Origin of the sequence: Pseudomonas sp. NFACC51 (assembly GCF_900103575.1) — a bacterium.
GTDB lineage: Bacteria > Pseudomonadota > Gammaproteobacteria > Pseudomonadales > Pseudomonadaceae > Aquipseudomonas > Aquipseudomonas fluorescens_Q.
The window spans coordinates 10860-33248 of the sequence record NZ_FMXH01000003.1 but is presented as its reverse complement, the minus strand read 5'-3'; the positions used below and the strand labels follow the sequence as shown (position 1 = coordinate 33248).

Annotated in this window: 22 protein-coding genes; 11 read left to right on the top strand and 11 right to left on the bottom strand. The window is 61.7% G+C overall.

The genetic code is table 11. The features are described 5' to 3' along the window. The 3 genes from tssK to tagH form a co-directional block, all read right to left on the bottom strand. On the bottom strand, positions 1–1335 hold the full coding sequence (gene tssK / locus BLT00_RS06995) for a type VI secretion system baseplate subunit TssK (protein ID WP_063323776.1): 1335 nt from the start codon (positions 1333–1335) through the stop codon (positions 1–3). Between the two features lie 15 nt (positions 1336–1350). Continuing rightward, the gene (gene tssJ, locus BLT00_RS06990; protein WP_003206918.1) at positions 1351–1857 is read right to left on the bottom strand and encodes a type VI secretion system lipoprotein TssJ; all 507 of its coding nucleotides are present in this window, start codon (positions 1855–1857) and stop codon (positions 1351–1353) included. A 68-nt stretch (positions 1858–1925) separates the two neighbouring features. After that, positions 1926–3425 carry a type VI secretion system-associated FHA domain protein TagH gene (tagH, locus tag BLT00_RS06985; RefSeq protein ID WP_092148337.1) on the bottom strand — a complete coding sequence of 500 codons (1500 nt, stop codon included), beginning with the start codon at positions 3423–3425 and terminating at the stop codon, positions 1926–1928. A gap of 415 nt (positions 3426–3840) precedes the next feature. Between tagH and tssA the strand changes: the two genes are divergently transcribed. From tssA to BLT00_RS06930, 11 genes are all read left to right on the top strand, one after another. After that, a complete protein-coding gene (tssA, locus tag BLT00_RS06980; protein ID WP_092148340.1) occupies positions 3841–4884 on the top strand; it encodes a type VI secretion system protein TssA in 1044 nt (347 codons plus the stop codon). 81 nt (positions 4885–4965) lie between these two features. Continuing rightward, complete coding sequence (gene tssB, locus BLT00_RS06975) at positions 4966–5472, top strand: type VI secretion system contractile sheath small subunit (protein ID WP_003177230.1); 507 nt, start codon at positions 4966–4968, stop codon at positions 5470–5472. Positions 5473–5474: 2 nt separating this feature from the next. Beyond that, positions 5475–6971: a type VI secretion system contractile sheath large subunit gene (gene tssC, locus BLT00_RS06970; RefSeq protein WP_063323773.1), complete on the top strand. Its 1497-nt coding sequence runs from the start codon at positions 5475–5477 to the stop codon at positions 6969–6971. A gap of 220 nt (positions 6972–7191) precedes the next feature. After that, positions 7192–7680 carry an Hcp family type VI secretion system effector gene (locus BLT00_RS06965; RefSeq protein ID WP_003206927.1) on the top strand — a complete coding sequence of 163 codons (489 nt, stop codon included), beginning with the start codon at positions 7192–7194 and terminating at the stop codon, positions 7678–7680. 79 nt (positions 7681–7759) lie between these two features. Continuing rightward, a complete protein-coding gene (locus BLT00_RS06960; protein ID WP_063323772.1) occupies positions 7760–8215 on the top strand; it encodes a T6SS effector amidase Tae4 family protein in 456 nt (151 codons plus the stop codon). Then, entirely contained in the window at positions 8212–8661 is a 450-nt protein-coding gene (locus BLT00_RS06955) for a hypothetical protein (protein ID WP_092148343.1), read from the top strand. The genes BLT00_RS06960 and BLT00_RS06955 overlap by 4 nt, the downstream gene beginning before the upstream one ends. Further along, positions 8655–9167, top strand: coding sequence for a type VI secretion system baseplate subunit TssE (gene tssE, locus BLT00_RS06950; RefSeq protein WP_003206934.1), 513 nt, complete (start codon positions 8655–8657; stop codon positions 9165–9167). The genes BLT00_RS06955 and tssE overlap by 7 nt, the downstream gene beginning before the upstream one ends. Then, positions 9164–11023 (top strand): type VI secretion system baseplate subunit TssF, encoded by a 1860-nt coding sequence (gene tssF, locus BLT00_RS06945; RefSeq protein ID WP_092148346.1) that lies wholly within the window; start codon positions 9164–9166, stop codon positions 11021–11023. The genes tssE and tssF overlap by 4 nt, the downstream gene beginning before the upstream one ends. Beyond that, positions 10987–12039: a type VI secretion system baseplate subunit TssG gene (gene tssG, locus BLT00_RS06940; protein ID WP_092148349.1), complete on the top strand. Its 1053-nt coding sequence runs from the start codon at positions 10987–10989 to the stop codon at positions 12037–12039. Before tssF ends, tssG begins: the two co-directional genes overlap by 37 nt. Continuing rightward, positions 12032–14722, top strand: a complete 2691-nt coding sequence (gene tssH, locus BLT00_RS06935; RefSeq protein WP_092148352.1) for a type VI secretion system ATPase TssH — start codon at positions 12032–12034, stop codon at positions 14720–14722. Before tssG ends, tssH begins: the two co-directional genes overlap by 8 nt. Before the next feature lie 158 nt (positions 14723–14880). Beyond that, complete coding sequence (locus BLT00_RS06930) at positions 14881–16821, top strand: type VI secretion system Vgr family protein (protein WP_092152515.1); 1941 nt, start codon at positions 14881–14883, stop codon at positions 16819–16821. Between the two features lie 171 nt (positions 16822–16992). Here the strand turns inward: BLT00_RS06930 and BLT00_RS06925 are convergent, their stop codons facing one another. From BLT00_RS06925 to BLT00_RS06890, 8 genes are all read right to left on the bottom strand, one after another. Continuing rightward, complete coding sequence (locus BLT00_RS06925) at positions 16993–17313, bottom strand: hypothetical protein (RefSeq protein ID WP_256572763.1); 321 nt, start codon at positions 17311–17313, stop codon at positions 16993–16995. Positions 17314–17325: 12 nt separating this feature from the next. Continuing rightward, positions 17326–17859 carry a hypothetical protein gene (locus BLT00_RS06920; RefSeq protein WP_092151222.1) on the bottom strand — a complete coding sequence of 178 codons (534 nt, stop codon included), beginning with the start codon at positions 17857–17859 and terminating at the stop codon, positions 17326–17328. Then, positions 17856–19151, bottom strand: a complete 1296-nt coding sequence (locus BLT00_RS06915; RefSeq protein ID WP_092152514.1) for a PAAR domain-containing protein — start codon at positions 19149–19151, stop codon at positions 17856–17858. The genes BLT00_RS06920 and BLT00_RS06915 overlap by 4 nt, the downstream gene beginning before the upstream one ends. 137 nt (positions 19152–19288) lie before the next feature. Then, positions 19289–19711 carry a GTP pyrophosphokinase gene (locus BLT00_RS06910; protein ID WP_092151240.1) on the bottom strand — a complete coding sequence of 141 codons (423 nt, stop codon included), beginning with the start codon at positions 19709–19711 and terminating at the stop codon, positions 19289–19291. Next, the gene (locus BLT00_RS06905; RefSeq protein WP_256572623.1) at positions 19708–19926 is read right to left on the bottom strand and encodes a hypothetical protein; all 219 of its coding nucleotides are present in this window, start codon (positions 19924–19926) and stop codon (positions 19708–19710) included. The genes BLT00_RS06910 and BLT00_RS06905 overlap by 4 nt, the downstream gene beginning before the upstream one ends. A gap of 34 nt (positions 19927–19960) precedes the next feature. Continuing rightward, entirely contained in the window at positions 19961–20224 is a 264-nt protein-coding gene (locus BLT00_RS06900; protein WP_092151234.1) for a hypothetical protein, read from the bottom strand. 19 nt (positions 20225–20243) lie between these two features. Beyond that, positions 20244–21509, bottom strand: coding sequence for a PAAR domain-containing protein (locus BLT00_RS06895; protein ID WP_063323760.1), 1266 nt, complete (start codon positions 21507–21509; stop codon positions 20244–20246). Between the two features lie 54 nt (positions 21510–21563). After that, positions 21564–21998, bottom strand: a complete 435-nt coding sequence (locus BLT00_RS06890) for a DcrB-related protein (protein WP_063323759.1) — start codon at positions 21996–21998, stop codon at positions 21564–21566. Positions 21999–22389 lie beyond the last annotated feature (391 nt).

The window sequence follows — 22389 nt, the reverse complement described above, 5'->3', positions numbered from 1 at the left end:
TTATCCTCGGATCGCCCAGAAGGCCAGGTTCAGCCCTGGGAACTGGCCGGCGATGTGGAATGCGAAGCCGCCAGAGTTGCTCAGCTGCTGCCAGTGATCGCTGCCGCGGTCGAGCTCGTAGTAAGTGGAGCCGGCGTGGTACGGCAGCTGCCTTGGCGCCACCGGCAACGGCAGCAGGCCGATGCCCGGCAGTTGCAGGTTGACCAGATCGCGGATGTGCTCCACCGAACCGACCTTGCTCTGCTGGCCGAAGCGGCCGCGCAGGGTCTCGGCCGGCACGTCGGCGCGCACCACCAGGATGAAGCTGGCACTGTCGAGCAGGGTCTTGTCGGCCAGCATCGCCACGTGGATGCCGTAGGCTTTCTCGACAATCGGAATCGGCGTCGCCTTGCTGTCGATCAGCATCGACAGGGCTTCACGCAGGGCCTGCATCACCGGCGCGTAGCTGAGCGCCAGGTCATCGTGCTGGTATGGCGGGTATGGCTGCGGTCGTCGCCCGGACGCGGTGAACGTGGAGAACTCCCCGGCCAGGCTTACCAGCTCGCTGTAGAAACGTTCGGGATGCAGTGGGCTCAACTGGCTCAGGTGCTGGATCAGCGGTTGGGCGCGGTTGACCAGTTGCAACAGCATGAAATCGGCAATTTCCGAGGCGCCACCGGCGCCGGACGCTACCACCCGCCCGGCCAAGGCTTCGCCGCGTTGATGCAGCAGGCCCAGCAGTTCACTGCGAAACGCCGCCAGCGGTTTGGAGGCGATGACATCCAGCAGTGGCGGGATGTAGGTGTCGTCGAGCACCAGGGCACGGTCGGCGCGTTTTTCCTTGATACGCACCACACCGATGGCGGCGTAGTCGCCGATGCCATCCTGTTCGGTCAGCAGCCGCAGCGCCCGCGAGCCAAGGGCCACCGGTGCGCGGTTTTCGAACGGTGCGTTGTCGTCGCGCACTTCGCACACCTGGCTCACATAACGTGCAGCGCCGAGGTCTTCGCCTTCGTCCACGGTGTCCCGGGCGCCGGCGCGCTTGAGCGGCAGGGCCAGGTACACCAGGCCATCGCGCAGGTTGTCATCGACGTTCAGCGGGGTGGGCGCCAGGTCATCCTGGGGAATGTTGAAGGGCGTACCGTCCGGCAACAGGCCGCGCGCCGAGATGATCGCCAGCTTGCCCTGGGCCAACAGGCCCTGGTCGATCAGCAATTCGGAAAAACCCCAGGCGCCGGCCGACAACGGGCGGCTGCGTGCGTCGATGAGGTTTTCCAGGTAACGGTCATGCTGTTGGAAGTGCTGCGTTCCAATGAACATGCCTTCCGACCAGACCACGCGATTGTTCCAGGACATGGGGGCTCCGATTGCTTATTGGGCAGGGCTGGATGGGGGGACGACGACGGCGCTGCGCACGGCGCGCACATCGAGGCTGATCTGGTATTCGGTGTATTCGCGCGCCGGGACATTCATCACCGTGCGCCACAGCGACTGGTCCAGTTCGCGATAGCCCACCAGTATTCCGATATGCCGCGTGGCCGGATCGAGGTCGCGTTGCAGGCTCAATTGCTGGCCGGGCTGGATCAGCACCTCGTCCTGGTCGATCAGGTCGGCACCCAGCGTTGCCTGGGCCCGTTCGGCGAGGGCGAAATAATCGGCACGACCGAAGGTCGCGGCATTTTTCAGTTCGAAAATGCGCACCCGGACCGGGGCCGGCTGGCCGGTGGCGCCGGGGTTGAGGCCGGCAATGGCGTGAAAGTGCAGCTCGATGGCGGCGGTGTCGGCCTCAGCTTCTTCGGGCTGGGGGTTGGCCGCATCCTTGGCGCACGCCGTCAGCAGAAGCACGGTGGCAACTGCGAGTAAAAACCTGGGAATCATCCTGCGTCCTCAATGACGTTTGAGCTATCCGTTGTGTGCCGATCAATCTTGTTATGGGACGGCGCCGCTTAGCGGCGTCGCTGTCGCGTACTGTGTTCTTCGTAGGCGCGGCTGAACTCGCGACCGAACAGGTCCTGGAAATCCTCTTGGGCTTCCCGGGAAATGTTGCTGTAGAGCTCGGTGAACTGCTGCCAGTACTGGGCCTGTCGCGAGCCACTGAAAATACCCGAGAGCCCACCGGGCTTGGCCATGCGTTCTTCCAGTTGCGCCGGCTCAAAGCGCCCCAGCAAATGCTTGATGGCCGCTTCCACACCGGCCATCACCGCCAGTTGGTGGGCCCGCAAGTCATCGAAACTGTCACGCACCGCCGCGTCCGGGGCCATGAACGCCTGATTGCCGTGGCGCAACAGCAACAACAGGGCCTCATCGACGTTGGGGGCGAATTTCAGCGGGTTGTTTTCCACCGGCTGGATCATCGTCTGCTGGATGCGGAACTCCCCCTTGAGGCTACTGCGGGCGCGCAATACATCGATCAGGCCTTCGACCATCAACCGGTAACTGCGGCCGATGCTTTCCATCTGTGCTTCGGCGTTGGCCTTGTCCAGGCGCAACTGGTCCAGCCCGGCACCGCGCAGGAAGGCTTGCAGCAAGTCGGGTTGGGCGGCCTCGGCCGGAGCAACCGGAGCAACCGGAGCAACCGGAGGTGCGACCGGGGGCTCGACGCGGGTGACCGACGCTTCAGGCACGGGGGCCGGCGGCGGTGCGCTGATTTCAGCAAAGATGTCGGCGAGCGGAGCCTGCGGGGCAGGCGTCGCGACCGGCTCAACCACGGGCGGCAGCGGCACAGGCGGCGGGGTCACGGGCGGCGGGGCCACCGCCACCGGCTTGTCGCTAAAGGGGTCCCAGTCGTCCGGAATCATTGAGGCAGACGGCGGTATCACCGGCGCCACCACGGGCGGCGGGCTCGGCCGGGGAATTGGCGTCGGCGGGCGGAAGTTGTGCTGCTCGGCCGGCACATGGTCAGGCTGGGTGGCCGGCGGGACACTGCTCGGGCTCAAGAAATCGAACAGGTCCGGCAGGGTGTCCATGGCCGACCCGCCCTGGAAATGCGCAGGCGCAGCCACTGGAATCGGCGATGGCGTATGAAGCGGCGATGGCGCATGCACCGCGGCGCCCTGGCGCCCCATCAAGGCCTCGAAAGTGCTGGGCGATTCGGCGAACGGGTTGCTGTCGGTGACTGGCAGGCTGAAATCGACGCGCGCCTGGATTTCATAATCACCGATGCGGATCACTTCGCCGTCTTGCAGGGGTTCGCTGTTGCCCTTGCGCAGGCGAACACCGGCCTTGACCAATTCCACACCATTAGTGCTGTTATCGGTTAAGTAATAACGCCCATCTTTGTATTGGATAACGCAATGTTTGCCGGAAACCAGACGCTCAGGGTCCGGCAATACCCAGTCATTATCGGAATTACGGCCAATTGCCATCACCCCCTGATCCATGGACTTTTCAGAACACTGGCCCGGGGTAATCTTGTGATAACTAGTGATAGTCAAACACAGCGGCATCTTGCCTCCTTGCTGAATACTTCGCGCGCGGGCGGGTGAAGTGAGGATTGAAGCCCCGACTACCCACCAACAACCTTGCCAACCACCGCGAAACGGCTTTTTGCCAGCATGATTGCTGATCATAACCGGCTTGCGTGACAAAAACCCCACGTCAGTTGCCGCTTCGACCGATGGGTCGAGCAGGCTGTTAAGCGCATCACAACTGTTACAGAGGGGCTACACTGGTGAAATAGCTTACCTTGACAAGCGATAAGTACTACACCAAAAATGCACAACTTCTTGAATATAGATGATGGCACTTTAAAATCACTTAGGATTTAAAAGGCCATTACCGTCAAGGAACATGCGAGTTTCATCCGAAACTTGCGTGTGAACTGCCCGACTTCTTCAGCGGGTGATAGGGAGATCGATCCAAGTGGATGTGCCTTTGTTGCTCGCCGCCGTTTCCGCGACTTCGCCGTGCGGTGAAGATCTGGAATATGACGCGGATTTCTTGCGCCTGGAACGCGACTCCCGGGGCCAGCCCGAGCGCAGCATGGGCGATTCGATCTTGCCTGCCGAGCCTCCTGAATGGCGCAGCATCCAGCAGCAGAGCCTGGACTTGCTGCAACGCAGCAAAGACCTGCGCATCACCCATTTCCTGTTGCAAAGCTCCCTGGCCCTCGAAGGCCTGCCGGGCATGGCCCGTGTGCTGACGCTGATCAGCGAACTGCTCAAGCAATACTGGGCCGAGTTACATCCGCGCCTGGACGCCGATGACGACAACGACCCCACTGTGCGCATCAATGCCCTCGCCGGCCTGACGTCCGACGTCACCATTCGCTTGCTGCGCGAAAGCATCCTGGTCCGCTCGCGGACCTTCGGCGCCGTCAGCCTGCGCGCCGCCGCCAACGCCAGCGGCCTGCAAAGTTTCCCGGATGAGAACCTCGGTGCCGAACAGCTCGCCGGGGCCTTGCTCGACAGCGACCCCGAACAGTTGGAAATCATCCGTGCCGCCCTGCAGGAAGCCCGCAGCGCCGCCGAAACCATCGAACAGCAGGTCAGCGACCAGGTCGGTTCCGCCCAAGGCGTGGACCTCGGCCCGTTGAAGCAACCGTTGAAGATGGCCCTGCAGATTCTCGGCCAGTTCGCCCCGCAGAGTGGCGACAGCGCCCAGGCCGATTCCGTCAGCGACAACAGCCCAGCGCCCACTGAGCATGCAAATGTCACAAGCTCACCGCGCAACACCAATAACAGCACCAGCACCGTCAGCGGCGACATCAACAACCGCGACGACGTGCTGCGCAGCCTGGACCGGATTCTCGCTTACTACACCCGTCATGAGCCCTCCAGCCCGCTGCCGGTGCTGTTGAACCGGGCCAAGAATCTGGTGCACGCCGACTTCGCGGCCATCGTACGCAACCTGATTCCCGACGGCATGAGTCAATTTGAAAACCTGCGCGGCCCAGACAGCGAATAAAAAGCGAGCGGATCACGCAGTCACGTCACCGGCCCCCCCGATGACGCCAACACCGTCGCTCAAGCGACCAGGAGCAGCAACGTGGCGAAGCAAAGTTCTCAGAAATTCATCGCGCGCAACCGCGCGCCTCGAGTGCAGATCGAGTACGACGTCGAGCTCTACGGCGCCGAGAAAAAGGTCCAGTTGCCCTTCGTCATGGGGGTAATGGCCGACCTCGCCGGCAAGCCCGCCGAGCCTCTGGCCCCTGTGGCTGATCGCAAGTTCCTCGAGATCGACGTCGACAATTTCGACTCGCGCCTCAAGGCCATGCAGCCGCGCGTGGCGTTTCATGTGCCTAACGAACTGACCGGCGAAGGCAACCTGAGCCTGGACCTGACGTTCGAAAGCATGGACGACTTCAGCCCGGCGGCCGTGGCCCGCAAGGTCGATTCGCTGAACAAATTGCTCGAAGCGCGTACCCAGTTGGCCAACCTGCTGACCTACATGGACGGCAAGACCGGCGCCGAAGAAATCATCATGAAGGCGATCAAGGACCCAGCGCTGTTGCAGGCCCTGGCGAGCGCGCCGAAGCCAGCACAGGACCAATGATCATGACTGACAATACAGCCCGCGAAGGCGTGCAAAACCTGGGCGCAACCGAAGAAACCAGCGAGTTCGCGTCCCTGCTGCTGCAAGAATTCAAACCCAAGACCGAGCGCGCCCGCGAAGCCGTCGAGACCGCCGTGCGTACCCTGGCCGAACAGGCCCTGGCGCAGACCGACCTGGTGTCCAACGACGCCATCAAGTCGATCGAATCGATCATCGCCGCCATCGACGCCAAGCTCACCGCCCAGGTCAACCAGGTCATCCACCATCCCGACTTCCAGCAACTGGAAAGCGCCTGGCGTGGCCTGCACTACCTGGTCAACAACACCGAGACCGATGAGCAGCTCAAGATCCGCGTGCTCAACATCTCCAAGACCGACCTGCACAAGACCCTGAAGAAATTCAAGGGCACCGCGTGGGACCAGAGCCCGATCTTCAAGAAGATGTACGAAGAAGAATACGGCCAGTTCGGCGGCGAGCCTTACGGCTGCCTGGTAGGCGACTACTACTTCGACCAGTCGCCACCGGATGTCGAGCTGCTGGGCGAACTGTCGAAAGTCTGCGCGGCCATGCACTCGCCGTTCATCGCTGCGGCATCGCCGACCGTGATGGGCATGGGCTCGTGGCAGGAACTGTCGAACCCACGCGACCTGACCAAGATCTTCACCACCCCGGAATACGCCGGCTGGCGCTCGCTGCGTGAATCGGAAGACTCGCGCTACATCGGCCTGACCATGCCACGCTTCCTGGCGCGCCTGCCGTACGGCGCCAAGACCGACCCGGTGGAAGCCTTCGCCTTCGAAGAAAACACCGACGGTGCCGACAGCTCCAAGTACACCTGGGCCAACGCCGCTTACGCGATGGCGGTGAACATCAACCGTTCGTTCAAACACTTCGGCTGGTGCTCGCGCATCCGTGGCGTGGAGTCCGGCGGTGAAGTGGAAAACCTGCCAGCCCACACGTTCCCGACCGACGACGGTGGCGTGGACATGAAGTGCCCGACCGAAATCGCCATCTCGGACCGCCGTGAAGCGGAGCTGGCGAAGAACGGTTTCATGCCGCTGCTGCACAAGAAAAACACCGACTTCGCCGCGTTCATCGGCGCCCAGTCGTTGCAGAAACCCGCCGAATACGACGACCCGGACGCCACCGCCAACGCCAACCTGGCGGCGCGCCTGCCGTACCTGTTCGCCACTTGCCGTTTCGCCCATTACCTCAAGTGCATCGTGCGCGACAAAATCGGTTCCTTCAAAGAGAAGGACGAGATGCAGCGCTGGTTGCAGGACTGGATCCTCAACTACGTCGACGGTGACCCGGCGCACTCCACCGAGACCACCAAGGCCCAGCACCCGTTGGCTGCCGCCGAAGTGATCGTCGAAGAAGTCGAAGGCAACCCGGGGTACTACAACTCCAAGTTCTACCTGCGTCCGCACTACCAGCTCGAAGGGCTGACCGTGTCGCTGCGCCTGGTATCGAAACTGCCGTCGGCCAAGGGCGCATAAACAACCGTTGAAATGGGCTTTCCTGTGGAGGCCCTTTGTGGCGAGGGAGCTTGCTCCCGCTGGGTCGCGTAGCGGCCCCTTCTTGTGGGCGCTGCGCACCCAAGCGGGAGCAAGCTCCCTCGCCACAGAGTGGTCCACAAGAGATCTTCATTGAGTTCACAGATTTCGCAAGGTCAGCGTCAACCAAACAATGTGGTTAGAAACCACACAGGGAGAAAACATGGCTGTTGATATTTTCATCAAGATCGGCGACATCAAGGGCGAGTCCATGGACAAGGCCCACAAGGACGAGATCGATGTCCTGAACTGGAGCTGGGGCATGTCCCAGTCCGGCAACATGCACGTGGGCAGCGGCGGTGGTGCGGGCAAGGTCAACGTCCAGGACCTGTCCCTGACCAAGTACGTCGACAAGGCGTCGCCGAACCTGATGATGCACTGCGCCAGCGGCAAGCACATCGACAAGGTCAAGCTGACCGTGCGCAAGGCCGGCGGTGAAAGCCAGGTCGAGTACATGATCATCAACCTGGAAGAAGTGCTGGTTACGTCCCTGAGCACCGGCGGTTCGGGCGGCGATGATCGCCTGACCGAAAACGTCACCCTGAACTTCGCCAAGGTGCTGGTGGACTACCAGCCACAGAAAGCCGACGGCACCAAGGAAGGCGGTCCGGTCAAGTTCGGCTGGAACATCCGTCAGAACGTCAAGGTGTAATCGAACACGCCCCCGGTGCCACGCGCCGGGGGTGTTTGGTGCTTGCTCGAATCCAATCCTTTACAGCGCGGTGTGAGTCATGGCCAAGCCTTCGTTTATCAATCTGTGGAAAGCCTATTCCGATCTGCTGGTGACCTACCCAGACGCGAAACCCTGTGATGGTCCGTGGGCAAACCAGTGCGCTATCCGCATGAGCATCACGCTCAATACAGAGCTGACCATCAAGGTCAACAAGTCCACCTACACCGAACCCAAGTGTGCACATGAGCACGCCAGGGGGGCCGAATCGCTGGCGAACTGGTTGTGGAAACATCACCTGGGCCGCCCGTTGATCCTCGGCGGAACTGCCGCGGACCGACGCAAGCTGCAAGACAAGACCGGCCTGATTTTCTTCAAGGATTGCTTCCAGCAATTGGGAGAGTCTTCGGACGGTCGCACCGGCGACCATATCGACCTCTGGAACCGTGGCCTGACCCTCGGGTATGACGATCCGGCCTATCGATCCAGGGCGATCTGGTTCTGGGAGCTTTTATGAACAAGGCTCGTTGCGCTGTATTGATTGGCTGCCTGTTTTCGAGCCTGACAGCCTGTGCCGGGCAGCAAGCCTCATCGGCAACTTCAACCGCAGCGGTGAATCAAGTCGTCGTGATGGGCGGGCAACAGTTGACGCTGGTCGATGACCAACAACGCTGCGCGCTACGCAAACCAGACCAGACGCTAATGCCACTCGACCTGCCATGGCCCTGCCAGTTCACGGTAGACAGACAAGGCAAATCTCATGTCGAGACCTTTGGCAAGGTGCCTATTGTCATTGTTCTTCATTTCTCGACCGCGGCTCAGAACAGTCCGCAATGTCACTCCGAGTACCGCGCCATACGCCTGGTCAATGGGCAACTCGAACCCTCGATAATCGCTCGCCGCGCCAGCTGCATGGGTGGCACAGGTGACCAGAAGAATTACACAGGCCTTTTCACTTGGTAACCGAAATCGCCACCCGCGATCGCCTCCAGCCATCCCTATTGGACCGGTTGACCGACGACGATCCGACCAATCCCAAGGAAAGCGCCGACAAACGCGTGCTGTCCCTGACCCAATTGAAAGCCTCCGTGCTGCGTGACCTGGCGTGGCTGCTCAACACCACCTCATTGCTCAGCGCCGATGCCACGTTGCACACCCCGGCGGGCACCTCGGTGGTGAATTTCGGCCTGCCGGCACTGGCCGGCAACAGCGCGTCGAACGTCGATGTCTCGGCCCTGGAAACGCTGATCCACCAGGCCATCGCCACGTTCGAGCCGCGAATCCTGCGCCACACCCTGCGCGTGCGCGCCCGGGCGACGGCCGAGATGAACCACAACGCCTTGAGTTTCGAGATCGAAGGCGATCTCTGGGCCCAGCCGGTGCCGCTGCGCCTGATGCTGCAAACCGACCTGGACCTGGAAACCGGCCATGTGCGCGTGGTCAACGCCGACCAGCGGAGACGCTCATGAACCCACGCCTGCTGGAGCTGTACAACCAGGAACTGCACCACGTGCGCGAAAGCGCGGCGGAGTTCGCCAAGGAATACCCGAAGATCGCCAGTCGGCTGACCTTGTCCGGCATGGACTGCGCCGACCCCTATGTCGAGCGCCTGCTGGAAGGCTTCGCCTACCTGACGGCGCGGGTGCAGCTCAAGCTCGACGCCGAGTACCCGACCTTCACCCACAACCTGCTGGAAATCGCCTACCCGCATTACCTGGCGCCGACACCGTCGATGACCGTGGTGCAATTGCAGGCCGACCCGGACGAAGGCTCGCTGAGCAGTGGCTTCCCGCTGCCGCGCGATACGGTCCTGCGTGCCGCCCTGGGGCGTGAAACCCAGACCTGCTGCGAGTACCGCACCGCCCACGCGGTGACGTTGTGGCCGTTGCAGGTCAGCCAGGCCGAGTACTTCGGCAACCCCTCCGCCGTGCTCGGACGCCTGGCTGCAAGCGAGCCGAAAGCCAAGGCCGGCCTGCGCCTCACACTGCGCACCGGCGCCGAACTGCCGTTCAACAGCCTGGCCCTGGACAACCTGCCGCTGTACTTGAGCGGTGCCGACGAACAGCCTTTCCGCCTCTACGAACAACTGCTGGGCAATGCCTGCGCGGTGTTCGCCCGCAAGCCCGGCGGCGACTGGGTGGAACGCCTGCCGCAGGATGCATTGCGCTCGCGCGGCTTCGACGATGCCGACGCCGCGCTGCCGGTGGTGCCGCGAGCCTTCCAGGGCTATCGCCTGTTGCAGGAATACTTCGCCCTGCCCCACCGTTTCCTGTTTGTCGACTTCACCCAGTTGAGCCGCGCGGTCAAGCGTTGCGACGGCCAGGAACTGGAGCTGATCGTGCTGTTCGACCGGCACGATCCGAGCCTGGAAGGCAGCGTCGGCGCTTCGCAGTTCCTGCCGTTCTGCACCCCGGCCATCAACCTGTTCCCCAAGCGCCTGGATCGCATTCACTTGTCGGATCGGGTCAACGAACACCACGTGATCGCCGACCGTACCCGACCGATGGATTTCGAAGTGCATTCGCTGAACGGCCTCACTGGCCACGGCACCGGGCCGGAGCAGCCGTTCCTGCCGTTCTACGCCGTACGCGATCCGTCCCGTTATGGCCGCGACCAGGCCTATTACACGGTGCGGCGCGAACCCCGTGTGCTGTCCAGCGACCAGCGGCGCAACGGCCCACGCTCGACCTACATCGGCAGCGAAACCTTCGTCAACCTGGTGGACAGCCAGCAAGCGCCTTATCGCCACGACCTGCGCCAACTGGGCGTGACCGCGCTGTGCACCAACCGCGACCTGCCGTTGTTCATGAGCGTGGGCAACGGCAAGACCGACTTCACCCTCGCCGACAGTGCGCCGGTTGGCGCCGTGCGTTGCGTGGCAGGTCCCAGTCGCCCACGGGCCAGCCATGCCCACGATGCCAAGGCCTGGCGCCTGATCAGCCAGCTCTCGCTGAATTACCTGTCCCTCAGCGAACAAGGCCAAGGCGCCGCCGCCCTGCGCGAACTGCTGCGCCTGTACGGCGACAGCAACGATGCGGCGCTGCAATTGCAGATCGAAGGCCTGCGCGAAGTCAGCAGCAAGGCTTGCACCCGGCGCTTGCCGATGCCCGGCCCGATCGTGTTCGGGCGTGGTCTGGAGATCACCCTGGAATTCGATGAAAACGCGTTTCGCGGCACCGGAGTGTTCCTGCTCGGCGCCGTGTTCGAGCGCTTCCTGGCACGCTACGTGTCGATCAACAGTTTTACCGAGACGGTGATCCGTACCACCGAACGCGGCGAGATCATGCGATGGAAAGCCAAGCCCGGACGTCGTCCGACCCTGTGAGTACCCTGGAGGCGATGCACCAGGAGCCCTGGGAATACGACTTCTTCCAGGCGCTACGGCGCATCGAGTGCGAATCCCCCGAGCTGCCGCGCCTGGGCCATTCTCTGCGCCTGGCCGATGACCCGCTGCGCCTCGGCCAGCAGGCCGACTGCACCTTCGCCCCGGCGACCCTGGCCTCGGTGCAACCGGGCAGCGACGGCACCCCGGCACGCCTGGAGCAGTTCTTCTTCGGCCTCGGCGGCCCCAACGGCCCGATGCCGCTGCACATCACCGAATACGTGCGCGAACGCCAGCGCAACAATGGCGACAGCACCAGCAAGCGCTTTCTCGATGTGTTTCACCACCGCTTGCTCAGCCTGTTTTACCGGGCCTGGGCCGAAGCGCGGCCGACGGTCAGCCACGATCGCCCGGACGATGACTATTGGTCGGCGCGCCTGGCCGCCCTCAGCGGCCGGGGCATGCCGAGCCTGCTCAAACAAGGGCTGATCCCCGACACGGCGAAGCTGCACTACAGCGGCCACCTGTCGGCGCAAACCCGCTACCCGGACGGCTTGAAGGCAATCCTCAGCGAGTACTTCGGCCTGCCGGTGGAGATCGAAGAATACGTCGGCCAATGGCTGGAATTGCCCGAACGCAGCCGCGTCGGGGTCAGCGCTCATCAATTGGGCGTGGACTTCTGCCTGGGCCGCTTCGTGTGGGATCGCCAACACAAATTCCGCATTCGCCTGGGGCCACTCAAGCTCGTTGACTACATGGGCATGCTGCCCGGCAGCCAACCGTTCAACGAGCTGGTGGCCTGGGTCGCCGAATACCTGGGGCATGAATTGGACTGGGACCTGAACCTGGTCCTGGCACAACCCGAAGTCCCGGCACTGCAACTCAATGGTCGCTTCCGCCTGGGCTTCAATACCTGGCTGGGTCGCCCCGAAACCGATGCCAACGATCTAATACTGGCCCGGCATTACGCCGAACAGGCCAACACCTCACAGACCTCAAGGAGCCATGAGCATGGGTGAAATCAGTCGCGCCGCGTTGTTCGGCAAACTCAACAGCGTGGCCTACAAAGCCATCGAAGCCGCCACCGTGTTCTGCAAGTTGCGCGGTAACCCTTATGTGGAATTGGCCCACTGGTTTCACCAGTTGTTGCAACTGCAGGACTCGGACCTGCACCGCATCATCCGCCAGTTCAACATCGAGCCGGCGCGCCTGGCCCGTGACCTCACCGAAGCCCTCGACCGTCTGCCACGGGGGTCGACGTCGATCACCGACCTGTCGTCCCACGTGGAAGAAGCCGTGGAACGCGGCTGGGTCTACGGCAGCCTGATGTTCGGCGAAAGCCAGGTGCGCACCGGTTACCTGGTGCTGGGCATCCTCAAGACCCCGAGCCTGCGCCACGCACTATTGGGGCTGTCGTCGGAGTTCGACAAGGTCAAGGTCGAGGCCCTGAGCGAACGCTTTGACGAATACGTCGGCGACTCGCCGGAAAACGCCCTGACCGCCAGCGACGGTTTCAATGCCGGTGCCGTGCCGGGCGAAGCCAGCGGCGCCATGGCCCCTAGCGCCATGGGCAAACAGGAAGCCCTCAAGCGCTTCACTGTCGACCTCACCGAGCAGGCCCGCAGCGGCAAGCTCGACCCGATCGTCGGGCGTGACGAAGAGATCCGCCAACTGGTGGACATCCTCATGCGCCGCCGGCAGAACAACCCGATCCTTACCGGTGAAGCCGGCGTGGGCAAGACCGCCGTGGTCGAAGGCTTCGCCCTGCGCATCGTCGCCGGCGACGTACCGCCGGCCCTCAAGGACGTGGAACTGCGCAGCCTCGACGTGGGCCTGTTGCAGGCCGGCGCGAGCATGAAAGGCGAGTTCGAACAGCGCCTGCGCCAGGTCATCGAAGACGTCCAGGCCTCGCCCAAGCCGATCATCCTGTTCATCGACGAAGCCCACACCCTGGTGGGTGCCGGTGGCGCCGCCGGCACGGGCGACGCAGCCAACCTGCTCAAGCCGGCGTTGGCCCGTGGCACCTTGCGTACCGTGGCGGCCACCACCTGGGCCGAGTACAAGAAGCACATCGAGAAAGACCCGGCCCTGACCCGTCGTTTCCAAGTGGTGCAAGTGGCCGAGCCGTCGGAAGACAAGGCGCTGCTGATGATGCGCGGCGTGGCCTCGACCATGGAAAAACACCACCAGGTGCAGATCCTCGACGAAGCCCTGGAAGCCTCGGTCAAGCTGTCCCACCGCTACATTCCCGCGCGCCAGCTGCCGGACAAATCCGTGAGCCTGCTGGACACCGCTTGCGCCCGCGTCGCCATCAGCCTGCACGCCGTGCCGGCCGAGGTGGACGACAGCCGCCGGCGCATCGAAGCACTGGAAACCGAGCTGCAAATCATCGCCCGTGAACACGCCATCGGCGTGGTCATCGGCACTCGCCAGACCCAGACCGAAAGCCTGCTGAGCGCCGAGCGCGAACGCCTGGCCGAGCTGGAAAGCCGCTGGGCCGAAGAGAAAACCCTGGTGGACGAACTGCTCGCCACCCGCGCCACCTTACGCGAGCGCGTCGGCGTGGTAGACAGCGAAGACGCCAGCGAAGCTGCCGACAACGAAAGCCACGCCCTGCGCGAGAAACTGGTGGACCTGCAGCAGCGCCTGACCGCCCTGCAAGGCGAAACCCCGCTGATCCTGCCGACCGTGGATTACCAGGCCGTGGCCTCGGTGGTCGCCGACTGGACCGGTATCCCGGTGGGCCGCATGGCCCGCAACGAACTGGAAACCGTGCTCAACCTCGACCAGCACCTGAAAAAACGCATCATCGGCCAGGACCACGCCTTGCAGATGATCGCCAAGCGCATCCAGACCTCCCGCGCCGGCCTCGACAACCCGAGCAAGCCGATTGGTGTGTTCATGCTCGCCGGCACCTCCGGCGTGGGCAAGACCGAAACCGCCCTGGCCCTGGCCGAAGCCATGTACGGCGGCGAACAGAACGTCATCACCATCAACATGAGCGAGTTCCAGGAAGCCCACACCGTGTCCACCCTCAAGGGTGCGCCACCGGGTTACATCGGCTACGGCGAAGGCGGCGTGTTGACCGAAGCCGTGCGGCGCAAACCGTACAGCGTGGTGCTGCTGGACGAGGTGGAAAAAGCTCACCCGGACGTGCATGAAATCTTCTTCCAGGTGTTCGACAAAGGCGTGATGGAGGACGGCGAAGGCCGGGTGATCGACTTCAAGAACACCTTGATCCTGCTGACCACCAACGCCGGCACCGAGCTGATTGCCGACGTCTGCAAAGACCCGCAGAACGTGCCGGAGCCGGAAGAAATCGCCAAGGCCCTGCGCCAACCGCTGCTGGAGATTTTCCCGCCAGCCTTGCTGGGCCGCCTGGTGACGATCCCGTACTACCCGCTCAGCGACGAAATGCTCAAGGCCATCACCCGCCTGCAACTCAACCGCATCAAGAAGCGCGTGGAGAGCACCCACAAAGTCGCCTTCGACTACGACGACGCGGTGATCGATTTGATCGTCTCGCGTTGCACCGAAACCGAAAGCGGCGGACGCATGATCGACACCATCCTGACCAACAGCCTGCTGCCGGACATGAGCCGCGAGTTCCTGACCCGCATGCTCGAAGGCAAAGCCTTGGCCGGCGTGCGGATCAGCGCGGTGGATAACGAACTGCAATACGATTTCAGCGACGCGGCCTGACGGTAAGGAACACTGCAAAACCCCGTGGGAGCGAGCTTGCTCGCGATAGCGCAGTCACATTCAACATCCATGTTGACTGACATACCGCCATCGCGAGCAAGCTCGCTCCCACAGTTGTTCCAATCAGCGCCGCAGCCATTATCACAATGAGATAACCGATGTTATTCAACCAAGCCTCACGCCTGGCCAAGGTCACCAGCCCCCTCGGACCTGAGGTGCTGTTGCTCAAGGACATGGGCGGCGGTGAAGAATTAGGGCGGCTGTTCAACTACGAGTTGCAGCTGCATTCGCTGGACAATGCCATCGATCTCAACCAGCTGCTTGGCAAGCCCATGTGCGTGAGCCTGCAGCTCGATGGCGGTGGTGAGCGCTACTTCCATGGCATCGTCGCCCGTTGCAGCCAGAACGTCGACCAGGGCCAGTTCGCCAGTTACCAAGCCACACTGCGACCGTGGTTGTGGCTGCTGACCCGCACTTCCGATTGCCGGATTTTCCAGAACCTGACCATCCCGCAGATCATCAAGCAGGTGTTCCGCGACCTGGGCTTTTCCGATTTCGAAGACGCCTTGAGCCAAACCTATCGTGAGTGGGAATACTGCGTGCAGTATCGCGAGACCAGTTTCGACTTTGTCAGCCGCTTGATGGAACAGGAAGGCATCTACTACTTCTTCCGCCATGAGCAGGGCCGCCATGTGTTGGTGCTGGCTGACGCCTACGGCGCCCACACCAAGGCACCCGGCTACGGCTCGGTGCCCTACTACCCGAAGAACGAGCAGCAGCGCGAGCGGGATCACATTCACGACTGGCACCTGGCCCAGGAAGTCCAGCCTGGTTCGCTTGAGCTCAACGACTACGACTTCCAACGCCCCAGCGCACGTATCGACGTGCGCTCGGCCATGCCACGCCCACACACGGCTGGCGACTATCCGCTGTACGACTACCCCGGCACTTACGTGCAAAGCACCGATGGCGAACACTACGCCCGCACCCGCATCGAAGCCTTGCAGAGCCTGCACGAACAGGTGGAACTGGCCGGCAACGCCCGGGGCCTGGGCTCGGGGCATCTGTTCAGCCTCACCGGCTTCAGCCGCCAGGACCAGAACCGCGAATACCTGATCGTCGGTGCCCGCTACTACCTTTCCCAGGAAAGCGGCGAGACCGGCGGCGGCGCGCCGACCGCGCAGTTCGAAAGCAGCTTGACCTGCATCGACGCCCAGCAGAGTTATCGCCCACTGGCGACTACCCACCGCCCCATCGTCAAGGGCCCGCAAACCGCGTTGGTCGTGGGCCCCAAGGGCGAGGAAATCTGGACCGATCAGTTTGGCCGGGTGAAGGTGCATTTCTACTGGGACCGGCACGACCAATCCAACGAAAACAGCTCGTGCTGGATTCGTGTGTCGCAGGCCTGGGCCGGCAAGAATTGGGGCTCGGTGCAGATCCCGCGCATTGGGCAGGAAGTGATCGTCAGCTTCCTCGAAGGCGACCCGGACCGGCCGATCGTCACCGGTCGCGTGTATAACGCCGAACAGACCGTGCCCTATGCGTTGCCTGCCAATGCCACTCAGAGCGGCACCAAAAGCCGTTCGAGCAAAGGCGGCACGCCAGCGAATTTCAACGAAATCCGCATGGAAGACAAGAAAGGCGCCGAGCAGCTGTACATCCATGCCGAGCGCAACCAGGACATCGTGGTCGAGGTGGATGAAAGCCATTCGGTGGGCCACGACCGCAACAAAAGCATCGGCCACAACGAAACCGTACGGATTGGCCAAGACCGACTGCGGGCAGTACAGCGCAACGACGCATTGCTTGTCGGTGGAGCCAAGAGCGACAGCATCAGCACCCAGTACCTCGTGGAGGCGGGGTCGCAGATTCGATTGGTGTGCGGCAAAAGCGTGCTGGAGTTCAATGCCAGTGGCGAGATCAATATCTCGGGCACTGCGTTCAATATCTACGCCAGTGGCAATGGCAACATCGACACCGGCGGCCGCTTGGACCTCAACTCCGGTGGCGCAAGCGAAGTGGATGCCAAGGGCAAGGGCATCAAGGGTGTGATCGACGCGGCGGTGAAAGCTTTTTTCCCGGCAAAGGCCAAGCACTGAGGTTCATGGCCGGAATAACCGTGGCGAGGGAGCTTGCTCCCGCTGGGCTGCGTAGCCGCCCCTTTTTGTGAGCGCTTCGCACTCAAGCGGGAGCAAGCTCCCTCGCCACGGGTTCATCGTTGCCACCCACGCAGAACCTGTGTGCCCGGTGGACCCAGGCATCTTGAAGTTTCACTCGTTCGTAAGCCGGTATTGACCGGGCTGCGTCCACGCGACGCGCAAGTATTTGCCGCTCAGCAATTGCTCGTCACGAAGATATTCAAAAACTTCGGAGGGGCACCATTCCTTGCCCGCCGAAAAGGCCACGCCCAATGAACGGAGTGCATCGAATACCTTTGCCTTCTGCGTGTTGTGCGCGACCTGCAAAACGTAGATATCTTTCTCTGCCGCATTCGAAAACCCGATAACGCGCAGGGGCGAGTCCAGCGCTTTATCGATGATTCGAACATGGATCAAATCACCGTCCGCTGTTGCCACATAGGCCCTCAGCACATCATTAACCACTCAGAGATTAGCCGGTACGAAGTCAGGGCCGCCCAGCTTATCCCGAACGACAAGGGCGGTCCGCATCAACGGCCCCCACAGGCCGTTCTGGCTGTTCCAGCTACCACCCGCCCAACGCGTATCCTGGACAAGCTCAGCCTTGTTGAGCTCAAGTTGCCTTTGAAGGGCCAGCGCCACGGCCCCCATATCGACCTCGAACAGGTCGGCATAAAGCCCCTCGGGTTGTGCCTGCTTTTTGCTCAGGCAAAACCGGTAGTACCAGACCCACGACGCCGCAACATAAATTGCCCGATTACGATCAGGGTAGGTCGCGAGAATCTTGAGCAAAGCCGTCACCCAGCGCACAGGGAACTGGGGATCGCGAGTCTGTTGCCAATAACGCAGCACCAGCAAATCGAAAGCCGCAACGATGTTCTGCGGTTCCTCATAATCATTCTTGGCTTCTTGAAAGTAGAACGGCTCGCCTACGAGGAATTTATCCAGCTCGTCATTGGCCAGGGCCAGCAGCAATACATTATCTAGGGTGGCACTCATTGGATTCTCACTACATCCGGGTTCGCGAGCAGGAAATTGATGTCGTTATTGTGTGGGATGGCCACCTTATCCAATACCGCTTCACGCATACCGCCGGGATGGGTCAGGCCGCCAGGGCGCCATAACGGGTTCGCTCCGCGCTCGTTACCGGAGGGCATGACAACCTTGGGATTGTCCAGGTTCATCATGTAAATCTCCTTGCCGGTGAAGCTGCCCGGTTCATAACCCAAAGCGGTCTCCAGAATCGAAAGATCACCGGTTTTCTTAAACTCGGCGACCACACCGTGCAGGTCTGACTTGGCCATGACGTACTTAGTGTCGCTAAAGGTTCCATACATGGGGTTGGCAATGTCATCGGGGGTAAACAGAAACGCACCGCCTTCATCCTGAAAGACTTTGAGGTGCTTGTCGATATAGGAGGCCTCAAGGTAATCGGCAGGATTGGGCCGGCTTAACTTGGGTATCGCAGCGATATCCTCTGACGTGTAGCCCGGTTTGAAGCTCACCGAGCGCGGCTTGGGCGCCGTACCGATTTTCGCCATTTTCGGGCCCAGGCCCAGAAGCGCCATTCCCGCGACGCCCTGCAGCAGGTCCCGGTAACCCGGCCCCAAGCGATCCCCCAGATCCCCCAGCAACGCCATGCCAGCCATCATCGTGCCGCCGATCACCACGAAACCGACCAGAGCGGCCACGCCAGCCATGGCCGCGAGAATCGCTGCGCCCCCCATGGCCAACATTCCCAACGCTTCCAGCCCTGTATGCATCCAGCCTTCAAGATCCAGGACAAACGCCACCGACACCGTCGGCCCACCGATGAACGTATTCGGGCTGCCGGTCTTGATGTGCGCGCCACACACCATTTTGCTGTGCAAGCGTGCGGCGGGTTTGCCGTTGATGAACACCGTGGCGCTGCCTTCGGCGATCAGCACCGGGAAGGGCCAGATCGGATGGTTCATCGGCAGCCCGGTGCAGGAAGATGAAGTGTCTTCACCCGCCCGCATGGCATTGCGGCTGTTGATGTAGACGTTGAAGCTGCCCATTATCAACGCCCCCGTGGTGGGCTCGGGCAGGTTGAAGATGGTCGACAGGCCTTTGACGATCTGGAACATCGACAAGCCGCCGGCCGCGATCGAGCCGGCCATGATCGCCAGCGCCACGCCGCCCGTGGCAACCGTCGCGGCTACGACCGCGGCGCCGATCAAGGCACCGGCCACGGCACCGGCGACCATCGCGGCCAACCCGAAGCCATGGGCTATTTCATCACCCAGACGTGCTGCAGCCTGTGCATCCATTGCGAAAATCCAACTTACTGGTTGTATGACTGCACAGGAGAGTTATCGATGACCAGAGATCGCTGGGCACGGTCAGAGCGAACGCAGCGCCGGTCTTGCCGCGTTGTCCTTCAACGAGCAGACGGCGGCGACATGATTCATTGCTCTTGCAGGTAACGCAATGCCCGATGATATTTCGCGGCGCGTTCCAGGTCCTTGTCTCGCACGACGGGCAGCCGAGTGAGGTCAAGATTGTCGTGGATGTCCGCTATTTTCACTTTGGTCGCCAGTGGATTGGGCCGAATCCGGGCGATGAATTGTTCATAGGACTCGCCCTTGCGCTTGGTCAAGCAGTCGATAGCCGTCACCACAACCTCGGGAATGCCAAGCCCGCGCAGCTCATCCAGCGTGACATCGCCGTCTTCGACCACATCGTGCAACAGGCTGACCAGTTGCTCTTCAAGCCCGTCGAACTTCATCATCAGGCGCAACGGGTGGAGGATGTAGGGCTTGCCGGCCTTATCCACCTGGCCCGCGTGGACCCTTGAAGCCAGGGCGATTGCAGCGTCCAGAATGCTCATTGGCGATCAAAGCCCTTCGCGTATTGTTCTTTGGAAATCTCGCGACCATACAAGACGGCGTCGTTGTACAGCCTATTGTCCGCGGGAACCGATTGTTCGCTTTCGGCAGCACCGTAAAACTTCCTGAATACGGTCCCGGTGCGAGGGTCCCAACGGAAGGTGACCGCTTCGTAGGCGTAGTCCAGGAACACATCCCGACTGGCGAAGGCACTCAATTCAATTCCCACCGTTCCCCCTGCCCTTCGACGATCAGATGGCGGTGCCGCGGTTCGTTCCCGGTTGGACAATCAATAGCTCGTCCAGCTCACGCTTCCTGCAACGCGCCACAAAAGGCAGCGCCGCATCCGGGTCACGCTTGAACAGCTCGAAGGTCGCCTGATTGATTTCATAATATTCCTCGTAGTCGGCCATGCCGTTGCTCACCGGTATGGAGACATAGAATCGACCCGAATCCTGTTCGATACCCACGCAGAACATGTGTTCGCGACTGACCAGAACATCTTGAAATTTCATGATTTGCCTACCTCTACCGTCATAATGGCGTCCAACTGAAGTCTTTGGGCAAAATGCCCCCGGCATCGATGACCGCCTCGCTGGCACCGGTCGGCAGCTTGCCGCCAGGGATCCAGAATTCGTTGGCGCCGGCCTCGTTACCTGAAGGAATCCGCAGGTTCATGTCTTTAGGCGCGGGGATGTCGACCCGCACCAGAGTACTACTTTCCAGGGTATTTTCTGGTAGCCCAAGGGCCTTCTCCAATGCGCGCTTGTCGCCCTTGGCATTGGCAATCAATTGATCGGCTTCAGCCTTGGGCATCAGGAACGTCGTGCCGTCGCGCTGGGCGATGCCGTACTTGTCCAGGTTGGCCTTGGTGGTGAAGCGCGAGGCACCGTTCTCGAACTGGGCCAAGTGTTCTTTCACATACTGCGGTGACAGGTACGTGTCGGCGTCGGGTCGCGACCCCTTCGGCATGGCCAGGATATCGGCCTCGGTCACGCCAGGCTTGTACTTGGGCGGCGGCAGTTCGGCAGGCTTGGCCGCCTTCGCCATCTTCGGACTCAGCCCCAGCATGGCCATGCCGGCGACACCTTGCAGCAGGTCCCGATAGCCAGGCCCCAGGCGGTCACCTAAATCACCGAGAAGCTCCATCCCCCCTACGATCAGCCCGCCCACCACCACGAACTCGACGAGCACGGCGATACCCGCCATGGCGGCCATGACCAGCGCAGCACCTGCCGCCAACAACCCCAACACTTCCAGCCCAGTGTGCATCCACCCTTCAAGATCCAGGACAAACGCCACCGACACCGTCGGCCCACCGATGAACGTATTCGGGCTGCCGCTCTTGATGTGGGCTCCGCAGACCATTTTGCTGTGCAAGCGCGCCGCCGGCTTGCCGTTGATAAAGACCGTGGCGCTGCCTTCGGCGATCAGCACCGGGAAGGGCCAGATCGGATGGTTCATCGGCAGCCCGGTGCAGGAAGATGAAGTGTCTTCACCCGCCCGCATGGCATTGCGGCTGTTGATGTAGACGTTGAAGCTGCCCATTATCAACGCCCCCGTGGTGGGCTCGGGCAGGTTGAAGATTGTGGAGAGGCCCTTGACGATCTGGAACATCGACAAGCCGCCAGCCGCAATCGAGCCGGCCATGATCGCCAGGGCCACGCCGCCCGTGGCAACCGTCGCGGCAACGACCGCAGCGCCGATCAAGGCACCGGCCACGGCTCCGGCGACCATCGCGGCCAACCCGAACCCGTGGGCTATTTCGTCACCCAGACGTGCTGCAGCCTGTGCATCCATTGCGCGCATCTACCTGACTGATGTGTATGACTGCTCAGTGGGACGTATGGATGCTCAGATGATCGGAGGCTGTGGCTTGAACGAATGCATCGCCACCTTCCAGGCCGGCTCGTGATAGGCGAAATCGTTCGGTGTGGTGGTCAAAGTGGTGATCACCACGGATGGTTTACGCTCGATGAACACCTGGCGCAGCATCAGGTCGCGCCCCTCGCGTTGCCAGGTGTAGTCCAGCAATGTAGCGGTGTGCCCATGCAGTACGGTGTCCCAGCGCTGAACCAGCTTGAAGCCCGGCAGTTGCTGCTCCGCGCTTTTGAGTTGGCGGTCCACGTACTCGGCAAAAGGAGCATCGCCCTGAGTGGTATCGCGGCTGATGACGAAACTGGCTTCTTTAGCAGGGCCGACTGCCGGCAGCTTGAAAATATTGATGCTCTGGTCCTGCCAGGTATCGGGGATTTCGAGATCGGCTTCTTGAATGCGGTAAGAGGTCACAGTAATCGCTTTCCATGGACGTGAGGTGACGCGCGAAGGAGCAGATATTCAAGTAATGCCTGGTAACAATCAAGAACCGGGTTCCTCTGCCTCAAGCAACGAACTACATTATGCGATCAGCGTCACTACTCTGGCGATTTCATGCCTGTGCACGAGCTATCAAAGGGCGCGATCGCTTGATCTTCAACGTCAAAAGCCGGCAATCTTGCGCAGCGTCAAATGGACTGCGGCAGCGATAAGGACAACCGATGCTATTCAACCAAGCCTCACGCCTGGCCAAAGTCACCAGCCCCCTGGGACCTGAGGTGCTGTTGCTCAAGGACATGGGCGGCGGTGAAGAATTAGGGCGGCTGTTCAACTACGAGTTGCAGCTGCATTCGCTGGACAATGC

What these genes read in the sequence shown, in the direction of transcription:
- tssK (WP_063323776.1), bottom strand. Translation starts at nt 1,335, where the DNA reads ATGTCCTGGAACAATCGCGTGGTCTGGTCGGAAGGCATGTTCATTGGA.
- tssJ (WP_003206918.1), bottom strand. Translation starts at nt 1,857, where the DNA reads ATGATTCCCAGGTTTTTACTCGCAGTTGCCACCGTGCTTCTGCTGACG.
- tagH (WP_092148337.1), bottom strand. Translation starts at nt 3,425, where the DNA reads ATGCCGCTGTGTTTGACTATCACTAGTTATCACAAGATTACCCCGGGC.
- tssC (WP_063323773.1), top strand. Translation starts at nt 5,475, where the DNA reads ATGACTGACAATACAGCCCGCGAAGGCGTGCAAAACCTGGGCGCAACC.
- BLT00_RS06965 (WP_003206927.1), top strand. Translation starts at nt 7,192, where the DNA reads ATGGCTGTTGATATTTTCATCAAGATCGGCGACATCAAGGGCGAGTCC.
- BLT00_RS06960 (WP_063323772.1), top strand. Translation starts at nt 7,760, where the DNA reads ATGGCCAAGCCTTCGTTTATCAATCTGTGGAAAGCCTATTCCGATCTG.
- BLT00_RS06955 (WP_092148343.1), top strand. Translation starts at nt 8,212, where the DNA reads ATGAACAAGGCTCGTTGCGCTGTATTGATTGGCTGCCTGTTTTCGAGC.
- tssF (WP_092148346.1), top strand. Translation starts at nt 9,164, where the DNA reads ATGAACCCACGCCTGCTGGAGCTGTACAACCAGGAACTGCACCACGTG.
- tssG (WP_092148349.1), top strand. Translation starts at nt 10,987, where the DNA reads ATGGAAAGCCAAGCCCGGACGTCGTCCGACCCTGTGAGTACCCTGGAG.
- tssH (WP_092148352.1), top strand. Translation starts at nt 12,032, where the DNA reads ATGGGTGAAATCAGTCGCGCCGCGTTGTTCGGCAAACTCAACAGCGTG.
- BLT00_RS06930 (WP_092152515.1), top strand. Translation starts at nt 14,881, where the DNA reads ATGTTATTCAACCAAGCCTCACGCCTGGCCAAGGTCACCAGCCCCCTC.
- BLT00_RS06920 (WP_092151222.1), bottom strand. Translation starts at nt 17,859, where the DNA reads ATGAGTGCCACCCTAGATAATGTATTGCTGCTGGCCCTGGCCAATGAC.
- BLT00_RS06915 (WP_092152514.1), bottom strand. Translation starts at nt 19,151, where the DNA reads ATGGATGCACAGGCTGCAGCACGTCTGGGTGATGAAATAGCCCATGGC.
- BLT00_RS06910 (WP_092151240.1), bottom strand. Translation starts at nt 19,711, where the DNA reads ATGAGCATTCTGGACGCTGCAATCGCCCTGGCTTCAAGGGTCCACGCG.
- BLT00_RS06900 (WP_092151234.1), bottom strand. Translation starts at nt 20,224, where the DNA reads ATGAAATTTCAAGATGTTCTGGTCAGTCGCGAACACATGTTCTGCGTG.
- BLT00_RS06895 (WP_063323760.1), bottom strand. Translation starts at nt 21,509, where the DNA reads ATGGATGCACAGGCTGCAGCACGTCTGGGTGACGAAATAGCCCACGGG.